Genomic DNA, 20,452 nt, shown 5'->3' on the forward strand with positions numbered 1-20,452 from the left:
GCTTCTAATCGGTTTCCCGCTTTAAATCAGTATAATACGAAAACAGTGCCTTGCGTTAATGGTTTCATAAAAAAATTATTAAATTTCCTTACTGGAATAAAAAAAGATAAGGTCGCCATCGATCTTTAGTCTGGCCTTATTTTACTCATCTTCCAATATTTTAATGCGAGCTTGTTCGACAAACAAGAACCCTAACACCATCGTCCATTCCTTTACATTAAAAAACCTCCACCGTATAAACGGGGAGGTTATTCTAATCATATCTAAGTTATTATTCTGCTGCCTACGCGCGGGAGATATATTTACCTTCACGAGTATCAATGAGCAGGATATCTTCTTCGTTGATAAACAATGGAACCTGTACGCTATGACCAGTTTCAAGCTTGGCCGATTTCGTAGCACCTTGAGCCGTGTTTCCTTTAACGCCAGGCTCAGTTTCAACAACCTTCAACTCTACGCTGGTAGGAAGATTGATTCCGAGAATCTCGCCTTTGTAACTAACGATGTTTACAGTCATGTTCTCTTTAAGGAAATTCAATTCCCATTCCAATTGCTTTTCAGACAATTCGAATTGGTCATAAGTTTCGTTATCCATGAATACATGGTCCGATCCGCTTGCATATAGATATTGTACGCCACGGTTTTCGATAATAGCACGGCCAATTGTTTCACCTGCACGGAATGTGCGCTCTACTGTATTACCGTTACGCAAGTTCTTAAGCTTGGAGCGAACGAATGCTGCGCCTTTACCTGGCTTAACGTGTTGGAAATCAATAACGGTAAAAATATCTCCTTCTACCTCTACGGTCAAACCTGTCTTAAAATCATTTACTGAAATCACTAAAAATCCCTCCAAAATTCATAATTAATCTAGTACATCCCGCTTCCTTACAGTACTGTATATTCTTTAGACGAATGGGTCAGCAACGAAATTCCGCTCTCCGTGATCACAATGTCGTCTTCAATACGTACTCCGCCAATTCCTGGCAAATAGATACCAGGCTCTACAGTTACGACCATCCCCGGCTGCAAAATATCGTCACTAAGTTTGGACAAACGCGGCCACTCATGAACTTCCATTCCAAGTCCATGACCCGTGCTGTGTCCAAATTGTTCACCATATCCGTAGCTAGCAATGATATCACGTGCCAAGGCATCGCATTCCCGTCCAGTCATACCCGGTTTGATATGTGCTAACGTATGTAGCTGAGCTTCTAGCACAATATCATAGATCTCTTTCAGCTTCGGATCCGGCGCTCCGAGTGCGATGGTTCTTGTCACATCTGAGCAATAGCCATCAAGTAATGCACCGAAATCAAGGGTAATGAATTCATTGCCTTGAATTACACGGCTGCTTGCTACTCCGTGTGGCATGGACGAACGTTCGCCTGAAGCAACAATCGTATCAAACGATGAAGAAGTTGCACCATGGGTACGCATATAAAATTCCATTTCCAAATCAACATCGCGTTCAGTCATGCCCGGCTTGATCACGTTCAGAATATGACTGAATGTAGCATCGGCCAGATCTGCCGCACGTTGCATAACGGCAAGCTCTTCCTCATCCTTGAACATACGAAGGTCTTCCACGGCCTTGGAAACTGGGACTAACACTGCCGGCTTAAGTGCTTCTGCATATGAGGTGTACGCGCTGAATGAAACATCATCCTGTTCGAAACCGATACGTACTTCTTTACCAGAAGGCAGAAGCTCGCGTACTGTATCAATGAACTTAGTTGCATGTTCTACAACTTTTACCCCCACTGCTTGGTCCGCGGCCTGTGTCATATACCTGAAGTCAGTCAGCAGATAACAATCATCACTTGTCACCAGTACATAACCGGACGATCCGGTAAATCCACTTAAATAGCGGCGGTTATAACCGCTGGTTATCAACATTGCTTCCAATCCTTGATCCTGCAAAACCTTACGCAGCTTGGAGACACGTTTGTTACCCATTTTCATTCTCCTCTCGAAATAGCCACATTGTATTTTAACATAGGGATATCCCCTTGAGAAGTTTTTTCGCGCCGTTAGGCAAGCGCTGTACTTTGCTCACGCTTCCGTTCGTCCGTATACTCGATCGCTGCTGTATATCCAATGAACATTCCCCATAGTAGAAAAATGCAGAACTCACTAATGACCGTGTTCCACGGCAGCTTGAACGGGGGCTGCATAAGAAACAATTGAGAACCAGGAATAAATATAACCGCCCACCATAAAATGCCGTAGACCAGCCCTGGCCAAGGTCCCTTCAGCTTGCGCAGAAGCAGTACATACAGTATGGACGCGATCACCGAAAATGCGATAAAAAACATGTATCCCACGAAATGTCCGAACGCAGTTGTCAAAAACTCATGTTTAAAAAAAGGCTCTGCGATAAAACCAGGACTGACTTTGGTAAAACTGAACCAATAGGTAAGCCAGTGAAGTCCTCCCCAAATCAATCCTGAAAAAAAACCTAATTCGAGTGCAAAAAGCCAAATATTTGTATGCCCCGATTGTTGTTGATGAGATTTGCTCATGAAATTGCCTCGCTTTCTTTATTTTCAATACCGAATTATCTCTCGCTCTCTCTAGAAGATAGTATGTACAGCAAAAGGCGATCCAACTAGTAATGTCATCAAAAATTAGTTACAATGTATTATATAAATCATATTAAATACGAGAAGGTGAATTGGTTGTCCCAGGAAACTCCCAGTTACGGCGGCCAAGCCGTCATTGAAGGTGTCATGTTCGGCGGTAAGCATATCAATGTAACAGCCGTACGACGCAAGAATCAGGAAATCACATTTTTAGAGGTACCCAAAACAGATAAGAGCTGGGTCACGAAACTGCGCAAGATTCCGCTGCTTCGCGGCCTTGTCAGTATTATAGATGCCAGCGCTAAAGGCTCTAAGCACTTGAACTATTCAGCAGAATCCTACGCCGAAGATGAATTGGAACCGGAAGATCTGGAGAAGGAAAAAGCAAAGCCGAAGAAAAAGGATGAGGGCTGGAGCTTAGGAATGATTTTTGGCGTAGCAGTAATGGGTATTCTCTCCTTCTTGTTCGGAAAGCTCATTTTTACGCTCGTACCGGTATTTGTAGAGGATTTTTTATTTAAAAATGTATTTGATAACTACGTACTGCACAACCTCATAGAAGGCGGCATCAAAATGGTTCTCTTGCTGGTCTATTTATGGGCGATTTCTCAAACACCTGTGATCAAGCGACTGTTCCAGTATCACGGTGCAGAACACAAAGTCATCAGTGCCTTTGAAGCAGGCGAAGAATTGACTGTTCAGAACGTTCAGAAATACAGTCGTCTGCATTACCGCTGCGGAAGTAGCTTTATGATGCTTACGATTATCCTCGGGGTGATTATTTACTCCGTAGTACCATGGGATAATCTTTGGGAACGTGTAATCCAGCGGATTATCTTGTTGCCAGTCGTAATTGGTGTATCGTTTGAAGTACTGAAGGGTACCAATGCAGTAAGAGAAGTGCCAGGTCTTAAATATCTGGGTTACCCTGGATTGTGGCTGCAGCTCCTTACAACCAAAGAGCCAAAAGACGATCAGGTAGAAGTATCTATCGCCTCTTTCAACCGTATGCGTGAGCTTGATGCTGCGATTGAAGCAAGAGGGTATACGGAGGAAAGTGTGTCCGGTGGCATATTGGATCCTGCGAAAGGATGAGTGATCAATGATCAGGCATGCTTTAATTTTTTGGATTACGGTTACGCTTGCGATTTTCGGTTTTGTGATTGGAGTCTTGACTGCCCCTTTCTTTACGCTGTCGAAGCTGATTCTCCCATTAGTACTGCTCACGATCATTTATTATGCTTACAAGAAAATGGGACCAGGGAATTATGCTCGAAGCACCAATGGATCTAAGGTTAAAGTGAAGCCTTCTCAGAAGACCATGTCAAAGGTAGCAGGAATTCGCAAGAATCAAGCTGCGCCAGGCAAACGCAAAAGCTATCCTTTCCAAGTGATCGAAGGAAGTAAAGGAAAAAATGACGATCAGCTTCCTAAGTATCACTAACTTCATACCAACTCAAAAAAGCATCTCCACGTTTTTAAGTAACGTGCGGGATGCTTTTTTCTGATATTTCGATGCTCGCTCGTTATCTTAGTCGCCACTCCTTAAAGAAATCCTCCCCTGCTTTAAGTCCAGCAGCATACAATTCGTCGCTTTGCGCTTTTGTAATTTGAAACTGAGTCGTTCCAATCCCAAGCGTAGGAATTTTTACCGTGCGAACAAATTTATCCCCTTCAATAAACTTCTCATCATGAGCCGAGAGCATGGTAGTTACCATAGCTTGGAGCATACTGAATGGCCCGCTAATTTTATGGGGCTGTGGATCAGTCTTACCTACCGTTTGATAACCTACCGTAGGAATTCTGCTCCCTGATTGTTTACTACCGTTATTCTTGCCGTCAAATAGCCACAAAGGGAAATTACTCAAGAGCCCACCATCCACAACATACACAAATTGCTCGGTAAAAGATTTCCCTCTTGCTGCTTGCCCATTAAGTCTTAGCATGACCGGATCAAAAAAATAAGGAATGCTGCAGCTCATCCGCACTGCCTTAGCCACTTCAAAATGCTCCGGAGAGATCCCATACTGCTCCAAGCCATCTGGCAAGACTAATATCCTTCCATTTGTGATATCGGATGCGATGATGGACAATTTACCGGCAGGCAGATCACGGAAGGTGATGATCCCCTTTTTCAATAATAATGCTCTTACCCAGGACTCCAGGGCTTCCCCAGAATATAATCCCTTCTTCAATAACACTCGAAGCGCAGGACCAACGATAGCAGTATTGTAAACGGGACCTCGCTTCAGAAACGATGAAAAGGATGTTCCTTGGATGATTCGACACATTTCCTCCCCTTCATAGCCCGCTGCTAGTAAAGTGGCTACAATCGAACCTGAGGAGGTTCCTGCTACTCTTTTAAAAGTCCAGCCGGCCCTTTCTGTAGCTTCCACTGCTCCTGCGAGTGAAATCCCTTTTACCCCTCCTCCTTCAAAAACTGCGTTAATCTCCATACGCAAAAATCCCCCGTTTCCCATAGATTCTATTGCTTATCTATGAGCACGGGGGAACATTCATGACACCTATAAATAACAGTTACCTATTAGGACTTAAAATAAAAGGTCAATAAGCTCGACAATCCGAACGGATTGCGGACTACGACGTCATTCGCTCTGAACATAATACTACCTGCGACCTCTTCATATTTCTCATTATATTTGAGCTGATTAATGATTTGATCTCCACTTTGCCATTCTGCCTTTTGATCACTGGCTCCGACCTTATAACCAGCTAACCCGATGTAGAGTTTAACATTCGTATTCTCAACTTCTTTTACCCACCAATCTACTAACTTGTCATAACGCGCTGTGCTAAAGGACAGACTCCAATAAATTTGCGGAGCGACATAATCAATCCAGCCCTGCTTAATCCATGTCCGAACATCCGCATACATGCTGTCATAAGCAGTTACCCCTGCACTTGTATCCGAACCTGTACTATCATTTTTAATATTCCGCCATACTCCAAAAGGACTGATTCCATAAGAAGCTTTAGGTTTTACCTTATGAATCTGTTCTCCCAACTGACGGACAAATTCATTAATATTATCTCGGCGCCAATCAGCTTTAGAAAGCTTTTTCGTATTATAGGTAGAATAAGCAGCGTCATCGGCAAAAGTAACATTGGAAGGATAAAAGTAATCATCCAAATGGACACCGTCGATATCGTACCCTTTAACCACTTCCAACACCGTGTCGATGATATGTTGGCGAGCCTCCGGAATACCTGGATTAATGTATTTCTTACCATCGGCATTCACAATCCATTCTGGATGTTCTTTTACCACATGGTTACTTGCTAACGCTGAGGTGGAAGCATCCGTCGTTGCACGGAATGGGTTGAACCAAGCATGAAACTGCATGCCGCGGGAATGCGCAGCACTGACCATATAGCTTAGAGGATCATATCCCGGATTCTTCCCTTGTGTACCCGTCAATACCTTAGACCAAGGAACTAAAGTCGATGGATACAGACTGTCTGCTGAAGGTCTAACCTGAACAAACACAGCATTAAAACCAACGGCCTTTAGCTTGTCTAACAAATTATCAAACTCCTGCTTTTGCTTCGCTTCATTTCCTGCCGAAGAAGTTGAAGGCCAGTCCAGATTGAATACAGTGGAAATCCAAGCCCCCTTCATTTCCTTACTAGTCGATCCACCAGGGATAGTGGGTATCGTTGGCACCGTTGGTACTGTTGGTGTCGTTGGTGTCGTTGGTGTCGTTGGTGTCGTTGGTGTTCCTGGATCGACAGATTGTGGGGGTTCCGTGTTGGAGAACAAGGAGATATGCTTATTCACCTGATCCCATAACACCTGCAGTCCCAATTGCTCACTTACAAAACGAATCGGTACCATTACCCGCCCCTGCTTAATCTCTACAGATGTATCCAGCGCTACTGAGGCATCGTTTACTAAAGCAATTTTCTTGCCGCTCGTCAGCTTGAGGATCGTATCTCCTTGAGTGATCGTTACAGTCTTTTTCATTTGATTCCATATTACGCCGGCATTTAATCCTTTACTGATCACACTAATGGGCACCATCGTTACATTGGAGGTTGTGATATACGGGGGCACATCACTTACCAGCGCTTCTCCATCCAGTTCAATGGTAATTTGCACCGCTGCCGCGCGTGCACCAGGTGACCATAAAGGCAGAAACAACATAAGTACTAACAAGCTCAACATCCATTTACGATAATTCATAATTCCTCCCCAAATCTAAAAAATATGTATCTAAAAAAAAGAAAAAACGGATAGATCCTTCATGCAAATGAGAGAATGCCTCCTTGAAAAAAGGGGGTCTCTGTCTTTGCAAAAAATATAAGAAGTACCGAATGAAACTCATACCCTCTTATATTTTTAAAAAGGACTGTATCCGTTTTGACGCTAAAAACTGGGAAAGGTTGCACTAAACAAAATAGAAACGGCTATACTATCCACTGATTATGCTCACGAAAGCCTTGCTGCGCATAACTTTTAGGACAGTATCCGTTTCGGGAAAAAACATTTCAGGAATCACTTGTCAGTTCATTGTGAATCGCATATAACGTCTGTACACGTTCTTCGTCACGCCGGAAATATTCTACCAATGTTTCAATACGAGTAATCGAATCCCAACTTAAGTGATGCTCGATTCCTTCAACATCATTATAAATGTATTCCTGCTGTACTCCGATCAATCCGAGGAATTCCTCCAGTAGTTGATGACGATCAACTAGCCGTTTTCCTACTTTTTTCCCTTTGTTGGTTAGGACAAGCCCACGATATTTCTCATAGATGAGATATTCGTCCTTATCCAGTTTTTGGATCATCTTGGTCACAGAGGAGGGGTGTACTTCCAGTCCCTCGGCAATATCCGAGACCCGCGCATAACCTTTCTCATCTATGAGCTTGTATATGCGCTCCAAATAATCCTCCATGCTGGGTGTTGGCATTAAACTTTACCTCTTTTCTATAATGAGCATGGCGCCGGGCCAAACCTTGCTCTAACAATGATACATGTTTCTAACGCACCTTGGCAAGTCCTTCAAAGGAACTTACAGATGAGTTGCACATGTTTACCATGCTTCTGTTGGGGCTGAGTTAGACATAATAATCATACTCGTCATTCCAAAGGAGCGTGAAAGTATGACTATAGTGACGCCAGAGTCCGCTACTGTAAAAAGATCCAGAAAACCTACTGCACTTTTTCTTCCAGAGCTCGTTTTCTTTGAGCCGAATGCTTTAAATTACCCTAAAGGTGAAAAAATTATGGAATGGGTAAAGGCTAACGATATCCCCTATCGTATGACTACATCACATAATCGTATTATGAATTTCCCCGGTGAAACTGAGGTCGAGCAATACAAAATTGCCAAAAGAACGCTTGTTGTCGGCCTACGCAAAACTTTGAAGTTTGACCAATCCAAACCATCGGCTGATTATGCTATTCCGATCGCCACTGGCTGTATGGGGCACTGCCATTATTGCTATTTGCAGACCACCTTAGGGGCAAAGCCTTACATTCGCGTATATGTAAACACAGGAGACATTATTGATGCTGCCAAAACATATATCGAGGAGCGCAGTCCAGAAATCACGACTTTTGAAGCTGCCTGTACTTCAGATCCGGTTGGACTGGAGCATATCACAGGTTCTCTGGCAGAACTAATTACATTTATGGCAAAAGAACCCCTTGGCCGTCTGCGCTTTGTGACCAAATACCAACATGTTGAACCACTGCTTGCTTTGGAACATAACGGACATACCCGAATTCGCTTCAGCGTCAACGCAGATTATGTAATCAAGAATTTCGAACCAGCCACCTCCCGTTTTGAGGAGCGTATTGAAGCCGCTGGCAAGATAGCACGGGCCGGTTATCCGCTTGGGTTTATCATTGCTCCAATTATTTGGTATGACGGCTGGCAAGAAGGCTACGCTGAGCTGCTGGCCAAATTAGCCCAGACCCTCCCCCCTGAAGTTGGAAAAGGATTAACCTTCGAAATGATTCAGCATCGATTCACCAAAACCGCTAAGACGGTAATTGAGAAGCGCTACCCCAAATCCAAGCTTGAGATGGATATGGAGAAGCGTAAGAAGAAATGGGGCCGCTGGGGACAAAATAAATATGTCTATCCCGATGAACAGCAAACCGCCCTGCGAGAGTTTATCACAGAGCGGATATTCGAACATTTTCCAGAAGCAGGGATTGATTATTTCACCTAAAAAATGAGCCAATCCGGTGTGATTCCCTGCAGCCACACTGTGATCCGGAACATTTGATCTGTAAAGAGCAGAACGCCCATAAATACCATGAGAACGCCGCCAATCTTCATCAGCACATTTGAATATTTAAGGATACGTCTGGCTCCGCCAAGAAAGAAGGCCAAGACAAAGAATGGCAATGCGAAACCGATGCTGTAAGCCGTAATTAACGTAAACCACGTGCCGGGCTCACTGGCGGAAAGTGCGATAATTGCGGTCAGAATCGGTCCGATACATGGAGACCAGCCCGCTGAAAAACCGATCCCAAAAATAAAGGATCCCACATAACCCGCCGGCTTCCATTTTAAATCAAGCTTACGTTCACGAAGTAGAAATTGCGGCTGAAAGATCCCAAGCAGAAATAATCCCATCACAATAATCAGAATCGCCGATAATTGCCGGATCAGATCACGTTGTCCATTAAAGAATTGACCGAATAGTCCTGCACCAAACCCTAGTGTGTAAAAAACCGCTGAAAAACCTAAAATAAATGCCAATGTATGGGTTATTGTGCGTATACGGACCTCTTTGGTATTGCTTCCTGACTTCAATTGCTGTACGGATAATCCGGTAATATACGATAAATAAGAGGGATAAAGCGGTAAACAGCAAGGTGATATAAACGATGCTACCCCTGCTGCTAAGGCTATTCCTGCATTGATATTAGACAAGGTAGCGGCTCTCCTTCCAGCATTCGAGTCACTTCAGGGAAATAGTGTAGCTCCTTCATGTAAAAAAATGCATACCCTATATTTTATTCGCTGTTTATGCTGGCAAACCCTTTTTGCCGATCAAGGTCAATACTAATAGTGATATGAGTAAAAGCACAATGGTAGCACCAGGTGCCAGATTCCATACTCCTGCTACTACTAGTCCGCCTACAACAGCAATTTCTGAAATAATGACCGATAGGATAACCGAGGACTTAAAGCTTCGAGACAGCAGTAGACTTATGGCCACCGGTATGGTTAGTAGAGCAGATACTAGCAACGACCCGACAATTTTGATCGCTGTGCTGATTACAAGCGCCGTCAGAATGGTGATCAGCATGTTAAGCAGCTTCACAGGCAGCCCGCTGACACTCGCAGCATCTTCTTCAAAGCTAAGCAGGAAGAACTCCTTAAAGAACATCGTAACTACTACTACAACAGCTATCGTTACGATCCCTACTACGATTAAATCGGTATTGTCTAGCGTATAAATACTACCGAACAAGTAACTCATGACATCAGCATTATAACCTTTTCCCAGGGTGAAAAAGAGTGAGGCTAAAGCCACCCCGCCCGACATAATTATCGCAATTGATAGCTCCGCGTAACTCTTATATGCCTTGCGAAGCTTCTCTATTGCAAAGGAAGCCACCACTGCAAAAATAAGACCTGCTCCCAGCGGGTAGAATCCTGTTAAAAAACCAAGTGCCACACCGGCTATCGTAACGTGAGCCAGTGTATCCCCAATCATAGATAAACGTCTAAGCACAAGAAAAACGCCTATAAGCGGCGCTGTAATGCCTATCAGCAGACCGCCTGCAAGCGCCCGCTGAAAAAAATCGCTAAATAGAATCTCCAACTTTAACTCTCCTTCATAGAACAATTGAAACATTGATAAAAGCTTTTATTAAAATCTTATTTCCGATCCCTCCCAAACCCTCCCTTCCAAGGGAGGGCCCCAAGGGCTCTGCCCTCTGGACACCCGTCAAGTGCAACTAGCGTAGGAGGTGGGGTTACTGAACTTAGATGGCGCGAGGTAAGATCGCTTTCACCCCTTACGGAGCACGCTTACAGCGTCACGTTATTTAGATACGGAAAGGATTAGATTAAGATCAATAGAAATGCAACCAAACAATGATTAATCATCTCTACTTTCCACTCTCTAGCTCTATGTATGTCCCCCAATAATCGAGGGCTCCCCCTCTACTACTAGAGTTTGATTATGACCTAAGAGAGCGTGTGCTGCAGGTTCTCTTCCGTACAATTCTGCAAATCATGAGAGTGACGGGAGAAAAAGTTAATCTTACCGTTCGTTTGCACAGGTTCATTCCCTAAGTAATTCTTAATCATGTCGATATCATGCGACACCATCAGGAATGTCATATGATGATGGGCATGCATATGTGTAATTAGATCAAAGAATCCTGCTTGGGATTCAGCGTCAATACCGACTGTAGGCTCATCCAAAATTAAGAGATCCGGATGGTTGATCAGCGCACGCGCGAGAAATACACGCTGCTGCTGGCCGCCTGACAGCTGCCCTACTCTTTTCTCCGCAATATCCTGTATCCGCATCACTTCCAGCGCATCTTCGCACTGGCGGTGCTGGGCCTTAGATACTCTACGAATAAGATTCTTGTTGTTGTATAAACCAGATAGTACTACTTCACGCACCGTTGCTGGAAACAGCGGATTGAAGGCATTCTTTTGTGGAACATAACCGATCCGTTCCCAGTCTTTAAACTTGCGGACAGGTGTTCCGAATAATTTAATTTCACCACTGCTAGCCGGAAGCAAACCGACGATCATCTTCATCAGTGTTGTTTTTCCAGCGCCATTAGACCCAATGATACCGAGGAAGTCTCGTTCTCTTACACTATAGTTAAGATTCGAGATCACCTTCTGTTCGCCATATGAAAAAGAAAGATCCTGTATATCGATGATATGCTGATGGCAGTCCAAGGATACCGATTGCATGCTTAAGCACCGCCTTTTCCTTATACTTTCCTTATTATTGTAAAGCCATAATCAGATTTTGCAAATTTTTCTCCATTAATGTGAAGTAGTTATCCCCGTTCTTTTCTTGCTCTGCAGTAAGACCCTCTACTGGATTAAGAACCATAGTAGACACTCCGGCTTCAGCTGCTAACGTCTTAGCCAGTTTATCGGAGACAAGCTCTTCAAAAAAGATGTACTTGATGTCTTCGTCTTTAACCAACTTCGCCAGATTCACCAAATCTTGACCTCTTGGCTCTGCGTCAGGTGATAATCCCATGATCGCATGCTGTTCAAGACCATAATCACGCGCAAGGTATGAGAATGCTTGGTGCGAAACTACGATTTCATGGTTAGGCAGCTTGGTAAGCTCCTGCTCAAATTTACTATCCAAAGCCTGTAAACGTTCAGCAAGCTTATTGTAACGCTCTTCATAACCATCTTTATGCTCCGGATCCACAGACTGGAGACTGTCTTTAATATTACGGGCCATGATGATCGCTGATTTCGGGCTAACCCAGGTATGCGGGTCTGTATGAAGGCTGTCGCCAGAATGGCTATTATGATCAGCATCATCTTCATGATGATCCTCTTCACTGCTGCCCCCGTGATCATGTCCGTCATCTTCATCAGTCATTATTAAATCAATCCCTTTACTTACTTCAACGGCTTCCACCTTGCTGCTGCTGTCAAGCCCTTTTAGAAAATTAGGAACCCATCCCTCAAGCCCTGCTCCGTTATACAAGAACAATTGCGCCTTAGAGGTGTTAACTATATCCTGACTGCGCGGTGTCCAATCATGTGGCTCTACACCAACCGGAAGCAAATTAATGGCATTTATATCATCTCCACCAATTTCCCGAGTAAACTCATAAATAGGATAAAAAGTAGTTACAACATTTACTTTCCCTTCAACTATACTTCCACTGCTCTTAGGTCCACATGCTGTAAGTGTAAATACAAGCACCGTTGCAAGAATGAGCAGACTTATTCGTGACTTCATAGCAACCATTAAATTGATCTCCCTCTCAAATCGTAATCTTTACTATTAGAAGTATAATAGTAATCATTACGATAAGTCAACAATAAATCCTGATAAGATGATTCTGAATTTTATCTCTGCTAATACTTCGAAAAAAGGAATGTTCCCACAGCCTATCCGGCTGAAGGAGCATTCCCTTCCTTGATATAAATTTTCATTTATATATTCTACATAACCAATCTTACTTCACAATAGCTCCATTTGGCATACTATCTGGCACCGTTGCTATGGTTAATTGATCACCTTTAGAAGCCGCTAGAATCATCCCTTGTGACAACTCTCCGCGTAGCTTCACCGGCTTCAGGTTCACAATACAAATCACTTTTTGTCCTACCAGCTCTTCCGGCGTGTAGAACTTCGCGATACCAGAAACGACTTGACGCTGCTCATAACCTAAATCCAGCTGCAGCTTTAGCAGCTTGTCGGCTTTCTTCACAGGCTCTGCAGCAATGACCTGAGCTACTCTGAGCTCAGCCTTGGCGAAATCGTCGATACCGATCTCTTCTTTATGCTCTTCCTCAGGCTCGGATACCGCTGGGGCAACAGGAGCTGCTTCGGCTGCTTCAGCCGCAGGCTTGCCAGCACCCATGGCTTCGGCAATATAAGCTACCTCTTGCTCCACATCTAGACGCGGGAAGATAGGATTACCTTTCACCAGCTTTGTTCCTGCCGGAATCAGACCAAAAGTCTTACCGCTGTCCCAGGTCGTAAGCTCACCTGCTTCGATGCCAAGCTGCTCCCAGATCTTCGCTGGGGTTTGCGTCAAGAACGGCTGCAGCAAAATGGAAGCGGTGCGAAGACCTTCCACAAGATGTCTCATCACGGAAGCTAGCTCCGCTGTTCTGCTCTCATCCTTAGCAAGTACCCAAGGCTGTGTCTCATCAATATATTTATTGGTGCGGCTGATAAAGATTCCGATAGCTGTCAGCGCTACGGAGAACTCCATTTTTTCCATCGCTTCTTCTACTTTGGCATAAGTGTTCTCTGCCGCAGCTTGAAGCTCACCATCAAATGCTGTTACATTTCCTTCATACGCCGGAAGCTCTCCACCGAAATACTTTTCCACCATCGCACCTGTCCGGTTCAACAGGTTACCAAGGTCGTTAGCAAGATCATAGTTAACCCGATCTACAAAGCTTTCAGGTGTGAATGTACCATCCGAACCAAACGGTACCTCCCGCAGCAGGTAATAACGAAGTGCATCCAGGCCGTAACGATCAATTAAAGTAACTGGATCTACTACGTTCCCTTTTGATTTCGACATTTTGCCATCCTTCATAAGCAGCCAGCCATGTGCAAACACCTTTTTCGGAAGAGGTTCACCTAGCGCCATTAGAATAATTGGCCAGTAAATAGTATGGAAACGAACGATTTCTTTGCCGACAATATGTACATCTGCAGGCCAGAAGTTATCGTACAGACTGCGATCCTCAGAACCGTAACCCAAAGCAGTAATGTAATTCGTCAACGCATCGATCCATACGTACACTACATGCTTTTCGTCGCCTTTAACTTTAACGCCCCAATCGAAAGTCGTACGGGAAACCGCAAGATCCTCCAGACCAGGCTTGATAAAGTTGTTGATCATTTCGTTCTTACGGGATTCCGGCAAAATAAATTCCGGATTCTCCTCATAAAATTGCAGCAATCGATCTGCATATTTACTCATCCGGAAGAAATAACTCGCTTCCTTTACCAGTTCAACAGGATGACCGCTATCAGGGCTTTTTGCGCCAATGATTACGCCATTGTCATCTCGGACGATATCAACCAATTGCGTTTCGGTATAGAAGGTTTCATCCGGAATACTGTACCAGCCTTCATATTCACCTTTATAAATATCACCTTGCTTGAGCAGTCGATCAAAAATATCCTGAACAACCTTTTTATGACGATCTTCCGTAGTACGGATAAAGTCATCATTGGAGATATCTAACTTACGCCATAATTCCTTAATTCCAACAACGATGTCATCTACGAACTGCTGCGGGGTTTTACCCGCTTCCTCAGCCTTCCGTTCAATCTTTTGACCATGCTCGTCTGTACCTGTTAGATAACGTACGTCATAGCCGCGTAGACGTTTGTAGCGGGCCATTGCATCTCCAGCTACAGTGGAATAAGCATGTCCAATATGCAGCTTATCACTCGGATAGTAGATTGGTGTAGTTAAGTAAAAAGTTTTCTTCTCGCTCATTGATTAATCATCCTTTCTTTCATTAAAAGACAAAAAACTCCCGCCCCTATAATGGGGCGAGAGTATAACTCACGCGATACCACCCAAATTTCCTGTCTCTTCACAGAGAGCAGGCTTCGCCAGTTCCTTCCCGGGAACTGTCCATTAACGCTGGAACACGCTGTTATCTTACGTGAACCTCAAATGCAGTTCCCGCTCGAACACAGTTCCTCCCGGACCATATTCAATCTAACGCTCCATACCGGCTTTCAGCTCGAACCGGCTCTCTGTAATGGACGTACCGATTTACTCATCCGTTCCTCGGAATTCATACTATTAACTGTGAATATACCCAATGATAAGGGCTTGTGTCAAGTCGCACGGGCAGAATCCTTCTTCGAGGGTTGTTCCTCAAGAGGTGGAACCGGATCAAGCCCCCCTGGATGGAAGGGATGGCATCTAGCAATCCGCTTGGCAGCAAGCCATGAGCCTTTAAGTGGGCCATGGACTTCAATCGCTTCCAGCGCATAGGCAGAGCAGGTTGGATAAAAGCGACAAGTTGCAGGCTTAATCGGGGAAATGTACTTGCGGTACACCCGAATGGGAGCCTGAATCGTTCTTCGAAGGGTCGCCATCCTTAGACCCCTTTTTTGTGATTAGCTGCTGCGACTAGTTCTTCTTCCCGGTTCTCTTCACATTCTTTGCAATAACCGAACACCTCAAATTTATGCTTGACTACCCGGAATTGATCAGGTGTATCCGTTAAATTCATCGGGCAGAAATTAATCGGGTAGGTTTTCTCGCATTGAAGGCAGATCATATGATGATGGTGATCCTGATGATTACAGCTTCCCTTGAATTTCACTCCGTCTTCGAAGACGATTTGTTCAAGTACACCAAGCTCTTCCATTACACGCAGATTGCGGTACACGGTATCAAAGCTAAGTCCGCTATACTTGCGGCCCATATGCTCATAGACATCCTTCGCTGACAAATAACCCTTATTCTCGCCGAATAACTTGGCAAGCGTTTTGCGTTGGTCGGTGATTCGCAGACCTTGCCCCGACATGACCTCTAATATTTGTTCTGTCGACAGCATACGCTCATCTCCCATAACATTTCAGTTCATTTCATTTATACTTCACTCTCTTAATAATGCCCCAAAATAAATGCCCCGTCAATGAAACAACCAAGTGCATGAGCGTTCATCGGAGTAAAATCATACATTTAAATACAAAAAGTCCGGCTGAGTATTCCTTGGTGGAATATTCAGCCGGACTTCTATTTCAGTTAATCCCAAATAACTTAAAGGATGGACCTATTATTTTATTTCTTCGCAGGTAGCGGTGTAACTAGGAAATTCACCGGCAAGTTACTACCAGAAGCTGCTGTGAACAAAATCTCCACGGAGCCGCCATAATCGCCAGTACGATAAATTACACTGTTCATGTCAGCACTGGAGAGACTTCCAGATGTCGGCATGTGTACAATTTGACCGTTAACTAAGACAGGACCCATGTAATTACCGCCACGTGGATTAAACGTAATCAAGGAATTAGGTGCAACACGATCGAATTTGATTTTGTATAACACCCCGAAATTACCCGCATTGGATGCTTCAGTACCATTCATTGGGTCTACACCGATCAAATTCAAATCACTCGAATTGTCACCGAGAAGAAGTCTCGCAGGAGTTGTTCCTACTTCATCGGTAACTGTGATGATGCGTGTAGAATCAGCATAAGTTCCTCGGTTATGCACCCCATCACGATCCAATATTGGCAGTGTAGGCAGTGTTGTCAAAGGATCTTTATTCGCATCAATCATCATGACATTATATTCAATAGGATAATCACTAAATAAATCCGCTTGGAGTGATACAATCTCGCCTGGTTTCATGGCAATTTTGTTTAGATCCGTAAGAATCGAGACGCTTTCCCCGGGTTGTAGGACCGTTGTCTTATAATCTCTTCTGGTCTGCATAGACTCCCAGTACCGCTGCACTGACATTTTACCAGTACCTTCTGGATAAGAGTTTGGACCGCCAAAGCCTACATATTCGGTTGTAATTGTCGTAGGGTACAGATTGTTATTCTTAGCAATCACATACACCTTCGTTTTAATATTCATATTATTCTTATGGTGAACCAAGAAGCGGGTTCCGCCAAATGATGTTTCTTTATACGTGATCCCTTCCGTATTCACTGTTTCTGGACTGTTACTGCGGATAAGGGTATAAGGCTCAGAAGAAAGGTTATACGCTACCTTCTGCCAAGTTGGAACCATCGATCCATCGATGTTAAATACACTACCTGGAGAACCGAATAATCTGTAGAAATCCTCTTTACTGTACATGATTTCATCTGAAATATTAATGGTCTTTTCAAAAGTGCTGATTGCGCCATGTGAATCTTTTACTTGAATGGCTACTGTTGCTGGACCTGGAGTGAAGAACGCTTCTGCTTTGTTCGTCCAAGTCACTTCAATTTGATCACCGTCTGGGTCGCTGCTTAGATCTGAATAAGTGATTATTTCACCCATTTTGTAAGAGTCTTTGTCTGTCGTGAAATTAGCGACTGGTGGTGTATTCGGTTTAAGTACATTGATGGTCACGGAGTAAGGATCGCTCCATTGTCCATTCGCATCCATAACGGAATAGGAAACTACATAAAATCCTGGTTGATCATAAGCATCCTGCTTACCTTCCCAACGTTCATCTACAATAGCTGTACCATTCGGAGAAGAATTGGAGGTCACAAAATTCACAAGCTCACCCGCATAAATCTCAGTCGGCACTGTAAAAGAAGCTTTAGGCTTCGTGTTCAGCGTAAGAATTACTCTTTTTTGCACATTATCAACGGTATAAGGAATGCCTAACGCACCGGTGATGGACGTCAAAGGAACCATGAATGTACCATTAATTTGGTATGCTGGACCTTTCATCGTCACATTTTTACCATTAACGGAATAGATCTTACTGTCCGTCTTAAAGCGCATTACATCGCTTCCTTTGGTAACAATCGTTTCTTTCGTTTTATAATCGTAAATGTATTTCACACCTACACGCTCTACCATAGCTCGGATCGAAACGTATGAGACACCATTCTTCACGGCCATAGGCTGATTAGCCAAATATTCAACGCCGTTTTGGTACATTTTTTTGCTGTTCATCATTAGTACAAGCTGATTACTAGCCGCGGCACGAACGCCATCTGTTGGTGTTGGCTGTGTAGTAGGTACAGGTATTGCAGTTGGAAGTGGTGTTGCTGTAGGTTCAGCTGTTGCCGTAGGATCAGCTGTTACCCCAGGTTCAGTTGTTGCTCCAGGATCAGTTGTTGCTCCAGGAATTGGAGTAGGGGTTGGTGTAGGTGTTACTACTCCCCCTGGTCCCTCAGTCTGCAATGGTGGCAATGGATCAGTAGCCTCTGGCATAACATCCGTCACAGATGTAGCAGCTGCCCCTACTTCATTGGTATTACCGGAGGTATTACTGACAGCTTCGGCAAAAGCCGGCACTGCCGAGGCGGCCTGAGAGATGGCCAAAACAGCAACTAACGTTAATTTCTTCAAATCCATGATATAACTCCTCTGCTCCTATTTGTAAATATAAGTAGGTCTCTGTCTTTTTCATACGCCTCTTATATTCCCCGCAAAAACGTATCCACCCTCAACAGAGCGGAAGAATTGCTTTTTGCCACGTTCGTTATAACAAACCATAGTATTAGACGCATTCGACCGCAAAAAGTTTCATTTTAAAGTAAAGAAAGATTAACTCAGTATTAAATCTACCACAACCCACCCTTCAGCTCCTCCCCGAAAAAAATGAGATTATCCATATAAATATGTGTATTTTGCGGCAAGGTATATTCGCATTCATTTGCTTTTGTTACAATGTATGGAAGAATATCTTTTTCATGCGGGTGATGACATGTCCAAGAAAATCTCCATCCTCGTTCAATTAATCATGGGTTTCTCACTAATCATCTTTACGATCGTAGCCTTTACGATATTTTTGTCCTACCGTTCGTCATCCCAAGCCGTCCTTAACCGGTCGAACCAATATATTCTAGAGTCCGTCAAACAGCTTCAAGGAAAAATGGACGCTATTCTTCAAGATAATGACAAACTCTCATCTACGATCATGTTCAGTCCCTTGATTCAAGAAACACTGGGAGACTTAGCAGAATCCCGCACACCTCATACTGACGCTATGGATATCACCCGCTACATCGATCAACAGACACGTTCCATCAACTATGACATCCAGTTCAAGCTGCTCGGACTTTCAGATAATCAGGTATATACCAATAGCAGTTCTTTAAAAGTAATCTGGGACAGCGAGAAGGAAATCCGCGGGGCCTATTGGTTTCCAGCTATAGCTAAGAATAACGGCCGCATGGTCTGGTTTGGTGTAGATGTATGGCAGAACGGTACGATCCCTGTGGTCATGGGAGCAAGGCAAATTAATGATTGGAATGATTTAAATCGGTTAGGAACTCTATTTCTCGTCCTCCCTGTGGAGGTCATCCATAATGCTGTCAGCCAATTTCACCTGGGTAAAAATGAGAAAATCCAAATTGTTGATTCATTCAACACCATTGTTTATTCCACGGATCCAAATGAGATTGGGCTGTATATGGATGACGGAATCCTAAATCAATTCAGCAACCATAAAGCACGAATCATCCCGCGTACCATAAACTCCCGCAATATGTTCGTATCCTATGCCTATTCAACCTATAGCGAGTGGAGTGTGTATGCTTATATTGATTCTAAAGAAGCTGTTAAAGATGTAAATGGCATTCGCCGGAATATTATACTAATTGGTTTGTTGGGGATGGCCGCAGCGCTATTGTTTACTTCCTTTTTCTCGTGGACACTATCTAAACCGCTTCGAAATCTCGCAACCAAACTAAGCAATGTTGAGCGTGGAACCACACTGCCTTTTGTAAAGACAACCATGAACAAAGAAATGGCTATCCTTTACTCAAGCTATAACTCCATGCTTCAAAACCTGGACCACACCATTGCTGATCTTTCAAGTAAACAAATTAGTGAAAAACAAGCTCAAATCGTGGCACTAAAAGCACAATTCCGCCCTCATTTTCTCTACAATACTTTAAATACCATCTATTGGTCACTTGCTAATAAGCGCCTGCGAGAAGAGTCACAAATGGTACTCGCACTTAGCGACTTGCTCCGTTATAGCATTGATCGAGGATCGGAATTTGTTACGGTTGAGGAGGATTTACAGCAATTAGAACGGTTCATTTATCTGCAAAAATTACGCTACGAGGACAAACTACAGGTTGATCTGCATGTGAACCCTGAGGTCATGAATCGGCAGCTTATGAAGCTAACCCTGCAGCCCCTTGTAGAGAATGCCATCACTCATGGACTTGAACCTACGCTACGGGAGGTATGGCTCATACGTATTCGAGCCTACAGTGAGGGCACGTTACTTGTGCTAACTGTTGAAGATAATGGGGAAGGCATGAGCGAGGCAAGAATGGCAGAGGCCTTAATCAGTGACGAGGTCAATCCAGAGAAGCTGCTTCACACCGGCATCGGTCTTTCCAATTTAAATCATCGTATAGAACTAATCTATGGACATGGATTTGGCCTTCATTTATCAACAAGCGAACTCGGAGGCTTATTAGTAAAAGTCACTGTTCCATTACAGTTCGATCAAGGGTAGGGGGC

At 43.9% G+C, this 20,452-nt stretch carries 18 protein-coding genes; 4 read left to right on the forward strand and 14 right to left on the reverse strand.

The window, feature by feature from the left end; all coding sequences use genetic code 11:
• Nucleotides 1-283 precede the first annotated feature (283 nt).
• The 3 genes from efp to NST74_RS21100 form a co-directional block, all read right to left on the reverse strand.
• Nucleotides 284-841, reverse strand: coding sequence for an elongation factor P (efp, locus tag NST74_RS21090; RefSeq protein WP_042129835.1), 558 nt, complete (start codon nucleotides 839-841; stop codon nucleotides 284-286).
• Nucleotides 842-888: 47 nt separating this feature from the next.
• Nucleotides 889-1,959: a M24 family metallopeptidase gene (locus tag NST74_RS21095; RefSeq protein ID WP_341114261.1), complete on the reverse strand. Its 1,071-nt coding sequence runs from the start codon at nucleotides 1,957-1,959 to the stop codon at nucleotides 889-891.
• A 74-nt stretch (nucleotides 1,960-2,033) separates the two neighbouring features.
• On the reverse strand, nucleotides 2,034-2,525 hold the full coding sequence (locus tag NST74_RS21100; RefSeq protein ID WP_341114262.1) for a YqhR family membrane protein: 492 nt from the start codon (nucleotides 2,523-2,525) through the stop codon (nucleotides 2,034-2,036).
• Nucleotides 2,526-2,732: 207 nt separating this feature from the next.
• Here NST74_RS21100 and NST74_RS21105 point away from each other — a divergent pair, with 207 nt between their 5' ends.
• A complete protein-coding gene (locus tag NST74_RS21105; protein ID WP_445668206.1) occupies nucleotides 2,733-3,680 on the forward strand; it encodes a DUF1385 domain-containing protein in 948 nt (315 codons plus the stop codon).
• A 7-nt stretch (nucleotides 3,681-3,687) separates the two neighbouring features.
• Nucleotides 3,688-4,029, forward strand: a complete 342-nt coding sequence (locus tag NST74_RS21110; RefSeq protein WP_341114266.1) for a hypothetical protein — start codon at nucleotides 3,688-3,690, stop codon at nucleotides 4,027-4,029.
• An 82-nt stretch (nucleotides 4,030-4,111) separates the two neighbouring features.
• Here the strand turns inward: NST74_RS21110 and NST74_RS21115 are convergent, their stop codons facing one another.
• The 3 genes from NST74_RS21115 to mntR all read right to left on the reverse strand — a co-directional run bounded on the left by NST74_RS21115 (nucleotide 4,112) and on the right by mntR (nucleotide 7,520).
• A complete protein-coding gene (locus tag NST74_RS21115; RefSeq protein WP_341114268.1) occupies nucleotides 4,112-5,041 on the reverse strand; it encodes a patatin-like phospholipase family protein in 930 nt (309 codons plus the stop codon).
• 89 nt (nucleotides 5,042-5,130) lie between these two features.
• The gene (locus NST74_RS21120; RefSeq protein ID WP_341114270.1) at nucleotides 5,131-6,789 is read right to left on the reverse strand and encodes a family 10 glycosylhydrolase; all 1,659 of its coding nucleotides are present in this window, start codon (nucleotides 6,787-6,789) and stop codon (nucleotides 5,131-5,133) included.
• 305 nt (nucleotides 6,790-7,094) lie between these two features.
• A complete protein-coding gene (gene mntR, locus NST74_RS21125; protein WP_042190488.1) occupies nucleotides 7,095-7,520 on the reverse strand; it encodes a transcriptional regulator MntR in 426 nt (141 codons plus the stop codon).
• A gap of 193 nt (nucleotides 7,521-7,713) precedes the next feature.
• On the opposite strand from mntR, the gene splB reads away from it, so the two are divergent.
• The gene (gene splB / locus NST74_RS21130) at nucleotides 7,714-8,790 is read left to right on the forward strand and encodes a spore photoproduct lyase (protein WP_076120634.1); all 1,077 of its coding nucleotides are present in this window, start codon (nucleotides 7,714-7,716) and stop codon (nucleotides 8,788-8,790) included.
• On the opposite strand, the gene NST74_RS21135 is transcribed toward splB, so the two are convergent.
• The 8 genes from NST74_RS21135 to NST74_RS21170 all read right to left on the reverse strand — a co-directional run bounded on the left by NST74_RS21135 (nucleotide 8,787) and on the right by NST74_RS21170 (nucleotide 18,325).
• Nucleotides 8,787-9,500 (reverse strand): cytochrome c biogenesis CcdA family protein, encoded by a 714-nt coding sequence (locus NST74_RS21135; RefSeq protein ID WP_042129852.1) that lies wholly within the window; start codon nucleotides 9,498-9,500, stop codon nucleotides 8,787-8,789. The two genes, splB and NST74_RS21135, sit on opposite strands and share 4 nt — an antisense overlap.
• A 94-nt stretch (nucleotides 9,501-9,594) precedes the next feature.
• A complete protein-coding gene (locus tag NST74_RS21140; protein WP_076120635.1) occupies nucleotides 9,595-10,398 on the reverse strand; it encodes a metal ABC transporter permease in 804 nt (267 codons plus the stop codon).
• 368 nt (nucleotides 10,399-10,766) lie between these two features.
• Nucleotides 10,767-11,516: a metal ABC transporter ATP-binding protein gene (locus tag NST74_RS21145; RefSeq protein WP_042129853.1), complete on the reverse strand. Its 750-nt coding sequence runs from the start codon at nucleotides 11,514-11,516 to the stop codon at nucleotides 10,767-10,769.
• 34 nt (nucleotides 11,517-11,550) lie between these two features.
• On the reverse strand, nucleotides 11,551-12,546 hold the full coding sequence (locus NST74_RS21150; RefSeq protein ID WP_445668148.1) for a metal ABC transporter solute-binding protein, Zn/Mn family: 996 nt from the start codon (nucleotides 12,544-12,546) through the stop codon (nucleotides 11,551-11,553).
• A gap of 211 nt (nucleotides 12,547-12,757) precedes the next feature.
• The gene (metG, locus tag NST74_RS21155) at nucleotides 12,758-14,770 is read right to left on the reverse strand and encodes a methionine--tRNA ligase (protein ID WP_076120637.1); all 2,013 of its coding nucleotides are present in this window, start codon (nucleotides 14,768-14,770) and stop codon (nucleotides 12,758-12,760) included.
• A 350-nt stretch (nucleotides 14,771-15,120) separates the two neighbouring features.
• A complete protein-coding gene (yidD, locus tag NST74_RS21160) occupies nucleotides 15,121-15,384 on the reverse strand; it encodes a membrane protein insertion efficiency factor YidD (protein WP_042129859.1) in 264 nt (87 codons plus the stop codon).
• A gap of 2 nt (nucleotides 15,385-15,386) precedes the next feature.
• Entirely contained in the window at nucleotides 15,387-15,848 is a 462-nt protein-coding gene (locus NST74_RS21165; protein ID WP_042129860.1) for a Fur family transcriptional regulator, read from the reverse strand.
• Between the two features lie 227 nt (nucleotides 15,849-16,075).
• A complete protein-coding gene (locus tag NST74_RS21170) occupies nucleotides 16,076-18,325 on the reverse strand; it encodes a copper amine oxidase N-terminal domain-containing protein (RefSeq protein ID WP_341114275.1) in 2,250 nt (749 codons plus the stop codon).
• 319 nt (nucleotides 18,326-18,644) lie between these two features.
• Between NST74_RS21170 and NST74_RS21175 the strand changes: the two genes are divergently transcribed.
• Nucleotides 18,645-20,447 carry a sensor histidine kinase gene (locus tag NST74_RS21175; RefSeq protein WP_341114276.1) on the forward strand — a complete coding sequence of 601 codons (1,803 nt, stop codon included), beginning with the start codon at nucleotides 18,645-18,647 and terminating at the stop codon, nucleotides 20,445-20,447.
• The last annotated feature ends 5 nt before the right edge of the window (nucleotides 20,448-20,452 follow it).

The sequence above is a fragment of the Paenibacillus sp. FSL F4-0125 genome (genome assembly GCF_038008565.1).
Taxonomy (GTDB): domain Bacteria; phylum Bacillota; class Bacilli; order Paenibacillales; family Paenibacillaceae; genus Paenibacillus_AQ.

What these genes read in the sequence shown, in the direction of transcription:
- mntR (WP_042190488.1), bottom strand. Translation starts at nt 7,520, where the DNA reads ATGCCAACACCCAGCATGGAGGATTATTTGGAGCGCATATACAAGCTC.
- NST74_RS21150 (WP_445668148.1), bottom strand. Translation starts at nt 12,546, where the DNA reads ATGGTTGCTATGAAGTCACGAATAAGTCTGCTCATTCTTGCAACGGTG.
- NST74_RS21145 (WP_042129853.1), bottom strand. Translation starts at nt 11,516, where the DNA reads ATGCAATCGGTATCCTTGGACTGCCATCAGCATATCATCGATATACAG.
- NST74_RS21120 (WP_341114270.1), bottom strand. Translation starts at nt 6,789, where the DNA reads ATGAATTATCGTAAATGGATGTTGAGCTTGTTAGTACTTATGTTGTTT.
- NST74_RS21165 (WP_042129860.1), bottom strand. Translation starts at nt 15,848, where the DNA reads ATGCTGTCGACAGAACAAATATTAGAGGTCATGTCGGGGCAAGGTCTG.
- NST74_RS21100 (WP_341114262.1), bottom strand. Translation starts at nt 2,525, where the DNA reads ATGAGCAAATCTCATCAACAACAATCGGGGCATACAAATATTTGGCTT.
- NST74_RS21105 (WP_445668206.1), top strand. Translation starts at nt 2,733, where the DNA reads ATGTTCGGCGGTAAGCATATCAATGTAACAGCCGTACGACGCAAGAAT.
- NST74_RS21110 (WP_341114266.1), top strand. Translation starts at nt 3,688, where the DNA reads ATGATCAGGCATGCTTTAATTTTTTGGATTACGGTTACGCTTGCGATT.
- splB (WP_076120634.1), top strand. Translation starts at nt 7,714, where the DNA reads ATGACTATAGTGACGCCAGAGTCCGCTACTGTAAAAAGATCCAGAAAA.
- NST74_RS21170 (WP_341114275.1), bottom strand. Translation starts at nt 18,325, where the DNA reads ATGGATTTGAAGAAATTAACGTTAGTTGCTGTTTTGGCCATCTCTCAG.
- yidD (WP_042129859.1), bottom strand. Translation starts at nt 15,384, where the DNA reads ATGGCGACCCTTCGAAGAACGATTCAGGCTCCCATTCGGGTGTACCGC.
- NST74_RS21095 (WP_341114261.1), bottom strand. Translation starts at nt 1,959, where the DNA reads ATGGGTAACAAACGTGTCTCCAAGCTGCGTAAGGTTTTGCAGGATCAA.
- NST74_RS21115 (WP_341114268.1), bottom strand. Translation starts at nt 5,041, where the DNA reads ATGGAGATTAACGCAGTTTTTGAAGGAGGAGGGGTAAAAGGGATTTCA.
- metG (WP_076120637.1), bottom strand. Translation starts at nt 14,770, where the DNA reads ATGAGCGAGAAGAAAACTTTTTACTTAACTACACCAATCTACTATCCG.
- NST74_RS21175 (WP_341114276.1), top strand. Translation starts at nt 18,645, where the DNA reads ATGGAAGAATATCTTTTTCATGCGGGTGATGACATGTCCAAGAAAATC.